Source organism: Kaistella sp. (assembly GCF_032060305.1).
Lineage (GTDB): Bacteria > Bacteroidota > Bacteroidia > Flavobacteriales > Weeksellaceae > Kaistella > Kaistella yananensis.
On record NZ_DAMBHK010000049.1, the window covers coordinates 5,898 to 18,524 of the forward strand.

At 41.5% G+C, this 12,627-nt stretch carries 11 protein-coding genes; 10 read left to right on the plus strand and 1 reads right to left on the minus strand.

Annotation, left to right across the window (positions count from 1 at the left end; translation table 11 throughout):
* On the minus strand, positions 1–2,592 hold the full coding sequence (clpB, locus tag V5N63_RS07995; protein ID WP_332033524.1) for an ATP-dependent chaperone ClpB: 2,592 nt from the start codon (positions 2,590–2,592) through the stop codon (positions 1–3).
* 334 nt (positions 2,593–2,926) lie between these two features.
* Between clpB and V5N63_RS08000 the strand changes: the two genes are divergently transcribed.
* The 10 genes from V5N63_RS08000 to pyk all read left to right on the plus strand — a co-directional run.
* Positions 2,927–4,015 (plus strand): FAD-binding oxidoreductase, encoded by a 1,089-nt coding sequence (locus V5N63_RS08000; protein ID WP_332033525.1) that lies wholly within the window; start codon positions 2,927–2,929, stop codon positions 4,013–4,015.
* Between the two features lie 51 nt (positions 4,016–4,066).
* Complete coding sequence (locus tag V5N63_RS08005) at positions 4,067–4,324, plus strand: hypothetical protein (protein WP_088468122.1); 258 nt, start codon at positions 4,067–4,069, stop codon at positions 4,322–4,324.
* A gap of 40 nt (positions 4,325–4,364) precedes the next feature.
* Positions 4,365–5,306 (plus strand): 1,2-phenylacetyl-CoA epoxidase subunit PaaA, encoded by a 942-nt coding sequence (gene paaA / locus V5N63_RS08010; protein ID WP_265142934.1) that lies wholly within the window; start codon positions 4,365–4,367, stop codon positions 5,304–5,306.
* A 9-nt stretch (positions 5,307–5,315) separates the two neighbouring features.
* The gene (gene hutG, locus V5N63_RS08015) at positions 5,316–6,233 is read left to right on the plus strand and encodes a formimidoylglutamase (RefSeq protein ID WP_332033526.1); all 918 of its coding nucleotides are present in this window, start codon (positions 5,316–5,318) and stop codon (positions 6,231–6,233) included.
* Between the two features lie 374 nt (positions 6,234–6,607).
* Entirely contained in the window at positions 6,608–8,236 is a 1,629-nt protein-coding gene (locus V5N63_RS08020) for a GEVED domain-containing protein (RefSeq protein WP_332033527.1), read from the plus strand.
* Positions 8,237–8,537: 301 nt separating this feature from the next.
* Positions 8,538–8,777 (plus strand): acyl carrier protein, encoded by a 240-nt coding sequence (locus tag V5N63_RS08025; protein WP_015807007.1) that lies wholly within the window; start codon positions 8,538–8,540, stop codon positions 8,775–8,777.
* Between the two features lie 27 nt (positions 8,778–8,804).
* Positions 8,805–10,049: a beta-ketoacyl-ACP synthase II gene (gene fabF, locus V5N63_RS08030; RefSeq protein WP_332033528.1), complete on the plus strand. Its 1,245-nt coding sequence runs from the start codon at positions 8,805–8,807 to the stop codon at positions 10,047–10,049.
* Positions 10,050–10,061: 12 nt separating this feature from the next.
* Positions 10,062–10,826, plus strand: a complete 765-nt coding sequence (rnc, locus tag V5N63_RS08035) for a ribonuclease III (RefSeq protein WP_332033529.1) — start codon at positions 10,062–10,064, stop codon at positions 10,824–10,826.
* A complete protein-coding gene (locus V5N63_RS08040) occupies positions 10,795–11,268 on the plus strand; it encodes an IPExxxVDY family protein (protein ID WP_332033530.1) in 474 nt (157 codons plus the stop codon). Before rnc ends, V5N63_RS08040 begins: the two co-directional genes overlap by 32 nt.
* Positions 11,261–12,627 (plus strand): pyruvate kinase (gene pyk, locus V5N63_RS08045; protein ID WP_332033531.1); only part of this gene is annotated, 1,367 nt, incomplete at its 3' end. The genes V5N63_RS08040 and pyk, both read left to right, overlap by 8 nt.

The following is a 12,627-nucleotide window of genomic DNA, read 5'->3' on the forward strand; positions in this document are numbered from 1 at the left end:
TTATTCCGTCGGCCTGAAAACCAATCCGCTTTCATCAAAATAATCTAATGTAATTCTATCACCGTCATTCACTGCGCCGGCTAAGATTTCTTTGGAAAGTTTATTCAGAACTTCCTGCTGCAGAACTCTTTTCAGTGGCCTTGCACCAAAACTTGGATCATAACCTTTATTCATAAGGTAATTAATCGCATCATCGGTAGCCGTCATAAAAATACCGCGTTTTTCCAGCATTTTATTAAAACCGCGCAACTGGTAATGAACAATTTTGCCGATTTCTTTTCGGTTTAATGGCTGGAAGAGGACAACCTCATCAATTCGGTTCAAAAACTCCGGTCTTAAAGTCTGTTTCAGCAGTCCAAAAACTTCGTCTTTTGTTTTTTCTACGATTTCCTCCACATTATCATCGCTGATATTTTCAAAATTTTCCTGAATCAGATGAGATCCTAAATTGGAAGTCATAATGATGATGGAGTTTTTAAAATTCACTACCCTACCTTTGTTATCCGTAAGCCTTCCGTCATCCAGAACCTGGAGCAAAGTATTAAAGACATCGGGATGCGCTTTTTCAATCTCGTCCAAAAGCACTACCGAGTATGGTCTTCGCCGAACAGCTTCGGTTAACTGTCCGCCTTCATCGTAACCCACATATCCCGGAGGCGCACCCACCAATCTTGAAACTGAGTGCCTTTCCTGATACTCACTCATATCGATTCGGGTCATATTATTTTCATCATCGAAAAGATATTCTGCTAAGGCTTTCGCGAGTTCAGTTTTTCCGACACCGGTGGTTCCCAAAAACAGGAATGAACCAATCGGCTTCTTTTCGTCATTCAATCCCGCTCTGTTACGGCGGATCGCGTTGGCGACAGATTCTATCGCTTCGTCCTGACCAACAACTCTTTTATGGAGTTCATCTTCCAAATGCAGCAGTTTTTCGCGTTCCGACTGCAGTAATTTCGTCACCGGAATTCCGGTCCATTTTGAAATGACTTCCGATATATTTTCTGCGGTCACTTCTTCTTTAATCAACTCGTTCAGATTGTTCTGCATTTCGAGTTCGAGTTTCTCCAGATCAGCTTCTTTTTCTTTAATTTTTCCGTACTGAATTTCCGCGACTTTAGCATAATCACCTATTCTGGACGCACGTTCAGCTTCAAGTTTTAACGCTTCAATTTCTTTCTTAATCGAAGTTAAATCCTCAGATTTCTGTTTTTCTTTGAGCCATTTTGCGTTGATTTCGTTGCGTTGTTCAGAAACCCTTGCGATATCTTCTTTAAGGTGATTAATTTTAATCTCATTGCCCTCTCTTGAGATCGCAGCAAGTTCAATTTCCATCTGCATGAGTTTTCGGTCTAAAACATCGAGCTCTTCTGGTTTTGAATTGATTTCCATGCGGAGTTTGGCAGAGGCTTCATCAATTAAATCGATTGCTTTATCCGGTAAAAACCGGTCAGAAATATAACGTTGAGACATTTCTACCGCCGCGATAATGGCTTCATCTTTAATTCTGACTTTGTGGTGCGCTTCATATTTATCTTTAATACCGCGCAGAATCGAAATAGCAGATTCAGTATCAGGTTCTTCAACCATCACTTTCTGGAATCGTCTTTCAAGCGCTTTATCTTTCTCGAAATACTTTTGGTACTCATTTAAAGTCGTTGCGCCAATCGCACGAAGTTCACCTCTTGCCAACGCTGGTTTAAGAATATTTGCAGCATCCATCGCACCTTCGCCACCTCCGGCTCCTACCAACGTATGAATTTCATCGATAAAGAGAATAATCTGTCCATCGGATTTAGTAACTTCATTAATGACTGATTTCAGCCTTTCTTCGAATTCGCCTTTATACTTTGCGCCGGCTATTAAAGCACCCATATCAAGTGAGTACAATGTTTTATCCATGAGATTTTCAGGAATATCGCCGGAAATAATCCGGTGTGCAATTCCTTCAGCAATGGCAGTTTTACCTACACCCGGTTCACCAATGAGAATCGGATTATTTTTCGTTCTTCTGGAAAGTATCTGCAGAACCCTGCGGATTTCTTCATCGCGACCGATTACGGGATCCAGTTTTCCTTCCGCCGCAAGTTCGTTGAAGTTTTTAGCGTATTTATTCAAACTCTGATAAGTTTCTTCAGAACTTGCGGAAGTAGCTTTCGAGCCTTTACGGAGCTCGTTAATCGCAGTTTCCAGACCTTTTTTCGTAACGCCCATGTCTTTCAGCATTTTCGAAACATCAGAATTTACTTCGAGAAGCGAAAGCCAAAGATGCTCAATGGTCACAAACTCGTCGCCCATTTTTTTTGCAACATTGGGAGCATCGAGCAAAACACGGTTAGCGGATTGCGAGAGATAAATATTTCCGCCTTCCACTTTTGGGAGTTTTTCAATGTTTTCACGGTTTCGGTCCCGAACCAAACTTAGTTCAGCCTCCGATTTTTTCATTAAAAATTCAGAGATATTTTCGTCAACCTGAAAAATTCCTTCCAACAAGTGTTGTGGTTCAATGCTTTGGTTGCCAAATTCCATGGCAATTTGCTGTGCTTTCTGTATAGCTTCCTGCGATTTTACAGTGTATTGGTTTAAGTTCATAGTATTGTGATTTTATTTTTTTTTAAATTCAAAACAATAAAAAACCCCATATAAATTTACGAATTCTCGGGTATGTTTTAAAGTTTTTTTTATCAAACAGTATTCAACAAAAATCGTTCTGTTAAATTTTCTAGTGGTTTTTCAGGCCATAATTTCCGTTTTTAACAAATTGATAGCGTGAACATTAAGACAAAATTACCGATTTAAGTATGAACAGCGTCACCCCAAAAATCATCATTAAATCATTTCACCAGCCGTTTATCTCTTTTTTGTGTCATTCAAAAAAAAAGTATATTTGTTGAACTCACCTTTATAGAGTTATTTTTTACAAAATATGCATCATTTTCATCTGTTAAAAGCAGCCCGGGTAAAGAAGGAAACGAATGATTCCGTAAATATCGGTTTTGAAATCCCTCAAAACCTGAGGCACGAATTTGCCTTCAGGCAAGGCCAATATCTTAATGTAAGTTTCGTTTTCGGGGACGAAGACCTTCGGAGATCATATTCAATCGTGAATGCACCGAGCGAAGGGAACACCGAACTCGAAATCCTTGTAAAACATTTGGATGGCGGCAAAGTTTCCACTTTCCTGAATAACGAACTGAAAGAAGGCGACCAGGTAGAAGTATCAGCACCAATGGGACATTTTTACACGCATTACCATCCTTCAAACGAGAAAACCTATATCGGACTTGCTGCCGGCAGCGGAATATCGCCGGTACTTTCAAACCTTAAAGAAGCGCTTTATCAGGAACCGAAAAGCAATGCGTATTTATTTTTCAGCAATAAAAGCATCAACGACATTATTTTTAAGAAAGAAATTGATGAATTAGCTGCAAAATTCGGTGGAAGACTGAAAATTATCTATCTTCTTTCCCGGGAAAAACATTCTGAAGACGAACTTTTTGAAGGAAGAATCTCAGCAGAAAAACTATCGCAGCTGTTCGGGAGATTTCCCGAAATTCCCGTTCAGGAATCGACGTACTTCATCTGCGGCCCGTCTGAAATGATCAAAGATATTTCCGGATATCTTAAAAATGATAAAAAAGTACCTTCACTTCAGATTATGTATGAATATTACGCCGCACCGGATGACGATGAAAATGCAGAAATGAGTGATGAATTCAAGGCCATCCCAAATATCGAAAGTATGGTCACCTTAATTATTGATGACGATGAATATTCTTTTCATCTCAATTCAAAGAAAAAAAGCATACTGGATCAGGCGCTGCACGACAAACTTCCCGTTCCTTTCGCGTGCAAAGGTGGCGTATGCTGCACCTGCAAAGCCCAGGTCATGGAAGGCGAAGTATTTATGGAAAAGAATTTCGCGCTTACCGAAGACGAGGTGGAGCGCGGATTTGTACTGACCTGCCAGTGTCACCCGACTACCAATGTGGTGATGCTCAATTATGATGTATAATTCAGGGAAAAAAGATTTCGCAAACTTTTTTACCTCTAAAAATCTACAACAATGACAAACTGGAAATTTGCAAAATCCGTTGACGAGAACGAAGAATTTAAAATCGAAGGACTCAACATCTGGAATCATTACTGGCATTGCGTTAACAAAAAAGTAGAAGTAAAAGGTCCTGATAACGGCAACGTTTACTTCTTCAAGGAATACCAGATTGAAGGCAACGACAAAACCATCAGTTTTGTAGCAGGGGAATTTATCGATTCCAAAGTAGGGATTTATCTTAAAGATGATTTAAGCGAAGGGAAATTATAGCGTTACACGCACAAGTTGCGTTATTTTAAAAAAATTAAAAATGGATCAGGAAAAATTTTTAGCATACGTTCAGGCAGAGAATAAGGTAGAACCAAAAGATGTAATGCCCGATGATTACAGAAAATTACTGGTGCGGCAGATTTCTCAGCATGCCCATTCCGAAATCGTAGGAATGCTGCCGGAAGCCAACTGGATTACCCGTGCACCATCGCTGCGTAGAAAAATGGCGTTGATGGCAAAAATTCAGGATGAAGCAGGGCACGGACTATATCTGTACGCCGCAACAGAAACCCTGGGCAACGGTGAAGTTGTTGCAGATCGCGACTCCACTTACAACGATATGCTTTCCGGAAAAGCAAAATACTCCAGCATCTTCAATTACCCGGCGCTTTCCTGGGCAGATATCGGCGCAATTGGCTGGCTGGTTGATGGAGCAGCGATTATGAATCAAGTCATGCTGATGGGAAATTCCTACGGACCTTACTCCAGAGCAATGGTCAGAATTTGCAAAGAAGAATCTTTCCACCAAAGACAGGGATACGAAATACTAATGACGCTTTGCCGTGGAACTAAAGAGCAGAAAGATTTAGCTCAGGAAGCACTGAACCGTTTCTGGTGGCCGGCTTTAATGATGTTCGGACCTAATGATGATGCATCGCCAAACTCCCAGAAATCCATGAATTACCGCGTAAAAAGAGAAAGCAACGACTCCCTGAGACAGCGTTTTATTGACGTTACTGTGCCGCAGGCAGAATTTTTAGGCCTTAAAATCCCGGACGAAAAGCTGAAATGGAATGAAGAAACCCAGCATTACGACTTTGGTGAACTGCCTTGGGATGAATTTATGGAAGTTTTAAAAGGAAACGGACCATGCAACAAAAAACGTTTGGAAACAAAAAGAAAGGCGCAGCGTGAACATTCCTGGGTAAAGGAAGCGGCGATGGCGTATGCGGAGTCAGAACGTATAAAGTCTGCAGTTTAAAAAACAACAATGATCTGGCAAGGACGTTTTGACGGCGAAGACCCGCTTTATCACCGGATTTTTCAGAGAGTTTCTCTGGAAACCGATTACACTTCGGTTTTACCGAACGATTTCGTTTTACACGGATTTGCTGTAGACGAAGGCGTGAGAAGAAACAAAGGAAGAGTTGGCGCTAAAGATGCTCCCGATCTCATCCGGAAAAACATGTCGAATTTTCCGGTTGTCAGTCCTGAATTTTCACTTAAAGATTTCGGAAATATCACCTGTGAAAATGGAAATCTTGAAGGCTCCCAGAATGAACTGGCAGAAAAAGTTGCAGAAGTTTTAAAAAGGAACGGAAAATCTGTTGTTTTGGGTGGTGGACACGAAGTTACGTATGCGCATTATTCAGGAATCAGGAAAGCCTTTCCGGGAAAGAAGATTGGAATCATCAATATCGACGCTCATTTTGATAACCGTGAACCCCAAGCGGGAATCGGCGCAAGTTCAGGTACCGGTTTCTGGCAGATCGCGCAGGAAGGCGAAATCAATTCGCTTCATATTGGAATCCAGAAAAATTCAAACACCCTTAAATTATTCGACACTGCACACCAATACGGCATGAAATACATCCTGGCGGACGAACTGTTTTTCGAAAACCTTCCGGCAGTGTACACCAGAATTGATGAACTCATCAGAGCGTGCGATGTTTTGTATCTCACGGTATGTATGGATGTTTTTAATGTTGCCATTGCGCCGGGTGTTTCCGCCGCAGCATATAACGGCATCTTCGCCGACTCTGCCTTCATGCATTATTTCAAACATATTCTTAAGAGTGAGAAACTTTTAGCCTTCGATATCGCAGAGGTAAATCCCGCCTTAGATCAAAATGAACGTACCGCAAGACTTGCGGCAAGTTTAGCCAATGAATGGTTTCTGCTGAAATAAGAATAATTTTTTTTCTTATACATCAACAATTCGTGATAACCAAGGCTATCAGGGCGTTACAACCAATCTTTGCTACCACGAAAAGCACTACAAAATAACACATATTTCACAAAAACATCCATTTTATTAGCGAATAATCAAATTAAACTTTGTTTATTTGATATTTTATTTATAATTTGCTCAGAATTTAAAAACATTAATTAAATTTATTACTTATGAGAAAAAAACTACCCTTGCTGTTATTGGCAATTATGCCTTTGGCAAACTTCGCACAGAGTGCAAACTCTAAAAGCTCGGTTCATCCGAAAAAACAATCCGTAAAAATCAATGCTAAACCTTCACTTTCATATGCCCCTGCCGCATATTGCATGCCAGTGGATCTTGAATGTAACGATGGAGACTTGATAACAAATGTAACTGTTGCTGGAATTAACAACACTACCACTTGTAGCCCTAATGGTTACGGAGATTACACTGCTACCCAAGGTCAAATACAGGCCGGACAATCCTATCCTATTTCTGTGACTGTAGGCGATGGATGGTTTGAAAGAGTTTCTGCATGGATTGACTTCAACAATAACGAAACTTTTGAAACTGAAGAATTCTTAGGAGAAATCGGAAGCGGATCTAACATGCAGGTTTCTACCCTTACTGGCAACATTTCAATTCCTTCAACCCTCGCTGCTGGATCTTACAGATTAAGAGTAATGGTTAATGCTACCGGATCTAACAATCCAGCAGTTACTGACCCATGTCTAGATGGACAATACGGGGAAGTTGAGGACTACACCCTAGTTGTTGCACCCGTTGCACCAACAGGATGCTTAACAGCAACCAACGGACAATACCCTGCAGCGACCTTTACCCCTAACTGTAACGGAGCAGTGGGTAACATAACTACTGTAGCATGGTTGAACGAGTACTCTAAGGTAAATGTAACCGCTGGTACCGAATATACCTTCTCTACTTCAAATGCGTCGTATTTTATCACTATTGGTGATGAAGCTGGAACCGCTGTTTTAGCATCAGGAACAGGATCGGTGACATATACCCCAACAGCAAACGGTGTTGTACGTTTTTACTCTCACCTTTCAAGCAATTGTGATGGAACCAGCTCTAGCCACACAAGATCAGTTAAATGCGGAACACCTCCGCCACCGCCTGTGGAACCTGATTATGGTTGTGACCAAACTTATTCAGGCGTACCAGATACCGCGCATAATATGACAAAGAATTTAGCCTCTGCAACATATATGGTAGCCAATGACTTTTTTGTTCCTAAAGAAAGCGAAACATATAAATTGCAGTCAGTGAAATTTGACATCGTATCTCAGGCAGCAGCAGGTGCATCTGACATTACTTCTTTCGATGTGAAAATATTGGCAGACAGTGGATCTAATACTCCAGGAACTACTGTGATTACAACGATGACTGGAGTAACTCCTACTAATGTACTCACACTACCAGATACTTTTGCCAGTCTCCCAACCTATAGAATAACCCTTGATCTAGGCAACTTCGAACTTCCTGTGAATGCAGCAAATGACACTAAGTACTGGATCGCAATAACAGGTACATCTGCCTCTCAAATCAGTTCCTACTGGATTGGTTATAAATATACAGAAGGTTGGGTAACCTCTTCTAATTATCAGTCAGCAGACAGTGGCGCCACTTGGACACAGCCGGTATCAACCACAACTCCAGGACTACATTTCGACGGTATGATGATGATCGACGCAGAATGTGCTACCGCTGCTGTAAGCGAAGCTGGAGCCAAAGAAGTTTCCTTCTATCCAAACCCAGTTAAAGACATCCTTACCATCAACTCGAAGAAAACCATCGAAACGGTACATGTTTACAATATTGCAGGACAAAAGATGCCAGTTCCTTCGAAATTGGTTAACGGTAAACTTGATATGAGCAAGATGGCTCCAGGAACCTATATCATCAGCACCATCCTTGAAGGAGGTAAAAATGAATCATTTAAGGTGATCAAGAAATAACACATTAACATTTTAAACTATGAAGTGGCCCGATAATTTTTATCGGGCCATTTTCATGCCTTAAAAACACACGATACCAAACAAGACAACCGAAAAACATTCCAAACATGAAAACTACCATCTAGCGGCATAGCTGGAAGCACTAACGCATTCTTTTGCTATAAAACAACACTGCTAAATTATGGAAGCAAAACAACGCCTTAAACACCAAATAAAAACGTAAATATTTATAAAAAAACTGCTATTGATAAAGAATTTTATATATTTGCACCAATTAACAACTAATTAAAATTAAATTACTATGTCAGACATTGCATCAAGAGTAAAAGCGATTATCGCGGACAAACTCGACGTTGAGGAAACAGAAGTAACTCCAGAAGCTAGTTTCACAAACGATTTAGGAGCAGATTCTTTGGATACTGTAGAACTTATCATGGAATTTGAAAAAGAATTCAATATTCAAATCCCTGATGATCAAGCAGAAAAAATTACAACTGTAGGTCACGCTATTACTTATATTGAAGAAGTGGTGAACAAATAATATTCTATCAACAAGAATCTAAAATTTATGGAATTAAAAAGAGTAGTTGTTACCGGTTTTGGGGCAATAACGCCTATTGGAAATAATGCCAAAGAATACTGGGAAAGCCTTATCAAAGGCGAGAGCGGTGCCGCTCCTATTACTCTTTTTGATGCCTCTCAATTCAAAACCAAATTCGCCTGCGAGGTAAAGAATTTCAATCCACTCGATCACTTCGATAAAAAAGAAGCGAAGAAAATGGATAGAAATACCCAATTGGGAATTGTTGCTGCCAGAGAAGCGGTGGAACATTCCGGTATTATGAACGGCGAACTCGATAAAAACAGAGTCGGGGTAATCTGGGGTTCAGGAATTGGCGGTCTCGAGACTTTCGAAAACGAAGTTCTGGGATGGGCAAATACCGATATCCCACGTTTCAACCCGTTCTTTATTCCTAAAATGATTGCGGACATTACCGGTGGCCAAATTTCTATCGAATACGGCTTCCACGGTCCCAATTACACCACAGTTTCTGCCTGCGCATCATCTGCCAATGCACTCATCGATGCTAAAATGCTGATCCAACTCGGTAAGGCTGATGTAATCGTGTGCGGGGGTTCTGAAGCTGCAGTTACCGCAAGCGGAGTTGGTGGTTTTAACGCCATGATGGCACTTTCTACCCGAAACGACGATCCGAAAACTGCTTCCCGACCTTTTGATAAGGACAGAGACGGATTTGTACTCGGTGAAGGAGCAGGTTCCATTATTCTTGAAGAATACGAACACGCGAAAAAACGTGGTGCTACCATCTACGCCGAACTAAAAGGCGGTGGAATGAGTGCAGACGCGTATCACATGACCGCACCTCACCCCGATGGCCTTGGCGCTTACCTGGTCATGAAAAACTGTCTGGAAGACGCTGGGGTAACTGCTGACGAAGTAGATCACATCAATATGCACGGTACTTCTACTCCATTAGGCGACATCGCGGAATCCAATGCAATCTCTAAATTACTCGGGGATCATGCGTACGATATCCAGATTAATTCCACAAAATCAATGACAGGTCACCTGTTGGGTGCAGCAGGAGTTATTGAGGCAATCGCCGCTCTAAAAACTATTATACACAACATCGTTCCGCCAACCATCAATCATTTTACTGATGATGAAAAAATCGACAGCCGCCTGAATTTCACCTTCCACCATGCCGTGGAAAAAGAAGTGAATGTGGCGATGAGCAATACTTTCGGCTTTGGCGGCCACAATGCGTGTGTACTTTTCTCCAAAATCTAAACAAAGAATTCTATGGAGTTAAAGAAATATTTTCCTAAATTCCTAGTTAACAGAAAAAAAAACCTCTCCGAAAAAGATTACTATCTAAGCACTGAGATCAGTAAAATTACAGGTTGCAGCGTTCAGAACATCAGTCTTTACCGGGAAGCTTTTTCTTTAAAAACATCATCCTCAAAAAAAAACAATTACGAGAGACTCGAGTTTTTGGGCGATTCCGTATTAGGTGCAATCATTTCCTGTCATCTTTTTTCAACGTACCCCGATGCGAACGAAGGCTACCTTACCCAGATGAAGTCGAAGATTGTCAATCGCAAAAACCTTAACAAACTTGGTGATGAACTTTCATTAACAAAGTTCCTCCAGAATGATTCTCCCAGCACTTTGAGCGAAAATATTTCCGGGAATCTTTTTGAAGCTTTAATCGGCGCGCTTTATCTTGATGTTGATTACGAAACATGCAAAAAAGTCGTCCTCGAGAGGCTTTTAACCCCAACCGAAATCAATAAACTCGAAAATAAGATCGTAAGTTATAAAGGTTTGCTGCTTGAGTGGAGCCAGAAAAAGAAAGTATCACTACGCTACGAAACCTGCGAAGAAATGCAGGTCACCAAAAACCTGGTCTTCCGAAGTTATGTATGGCTGGACGATGAAAAAATATCGAACGCCACAGAAACCTCTAAAAAGAAAGCCGAAGAAAAAGCTGCCCAACGAGCATTTTATATTTTAAACAAAAAACAAAGTATCCTTGAAAACGCAAAAGATCCTGCTGGATATTGACGACGAAGAAGAAGAAATTACCGTAGGGCTCGTACGCCTCGTAAAAGATGTACCTGCTCACGAACTTTTTTATCAACTCAATTCGCAGAATACTTTTAACTTTTCACGCACTACAGACCTTACCTACCACGGCAATTACAACGATTATTTTTTCCCGAGATTTCAGGCGTTCCACCGCGATTCCGAGCTGTGCATTCACTTTATCGCCAACCGGTCATCGCATTATCTTCAGAAGAAAATCCCACAGGAATTATTTTCTGGCGAAACCGAAACCATGTTTCTGCTTGATCATTCTCAGGATGTAGATTATATCATGAAAACATCCGAGCCATTTGATGATTTTTCCTTAATTTTGCTCCCTGAAAATCTGTTATTCCAAATACAGAACTTCAACCTAAGCCCTGCCGAGGAGCTTTATCAATTAATTCAATACTATGAATAAATATCTAAAAAAAACAAAAATTATCGCCACCCTGGGGCCTGCATCATCCGATAAAGAAACCATGCTTCAGCTCATCCAGGCTGGAACCGATATTTTCAGAATAAATTTTTCTCACGCCGATTACGATTTGGTTAAAAGAAACGTACAAACCATTCGTGAGCTCAACCAGGAACACGGTTTTTCTGTAGGAATCCTTGGCGACCTGCAGGGCCCGAAACTCCGCGTAGGTGTTGTAAAAGAAGGCTCGTACCTTAACCCGGGAGACATCCTTACCTTCACCAACGAAAAAATCGAAGGAGATTCTACAAAAGTTTACATGACGTATCAGAAGTTTCCGCAGGATGTGAAAGTGGGCGAAAGGATCCTAATCGACGACGGTAAACTGGTTTTAGAAGTTATTGAAACCAACAACCTGGATACTGTAAAAGCGAAAACCATCCAAGGGGGTCCACTGAGCTCCAAGAAAGGCGTAAACCTACCGAATACCAACGTGTCGCTTCCGGCACTTACCGAAAAAGATATTAAGGATGCCAACTTCATGCTCGATCTGGAGCTGGACTGGATTGCGCTTTCCTTCGTGCGCCACGCTCAGGACATTATCGACCTGAAGGAGCTTATGAAGAACCACCCTACCAACAAACAGAAAACGCCAATCATCGCGAAGATCGAAAAACCTGAAGGCGTAAAAAATATCGAGCAGATCCTGCAGGAATGCGACGGACTGATGGTAGCGCGTGGAGATTTGGGTGTGGAAGTTCCTATGGAAGAAGTACCCGCCATCCAGAAAAACCTGGTAGAAATCGCCAGAAAATACGCCAAACCGGTAATCATCGCTACCCAAATGATGGAAACCATGATCACCAGCTTAACGCCAACCAGAGCCGAGGTGAACGACGTGGCCAACTCTGTGCTCGATGGGGCTGACGCGGTGATGCTATCCGGAGAAACTTCGGTGGGTAAATATCCGGTAGATGTGGTGAAAAACATGTCGAAGATTGTAAAGAATATCGAAAAGACCCATTTCTACCAAAATAAAAACTCGCCGATCGAACACGAATTCAATTGTGTGGATGAGCGTTTTATTACAAACAGAATCTGCCTGGCAGCCGTAAGAATCGCAAAAACCGCCAATGTAGAAGCCATTGTTACCTTAACGTATTCCGGTTATACGGCGTTCCAGATTTCGGCGCACAGGCCGAATGCCAATATTATTGTCTACAGTTCGAACAGACGTGTGCTAACCATGCTGAACCTGCTTTGGGGCGTGCGTGCGTTCTACTACGATATGCAGAAATCTACCGACGAAACCATTATTCAGGTGAATATGCTGGCGCACACCAACGGTTTTGTAGAACAGGG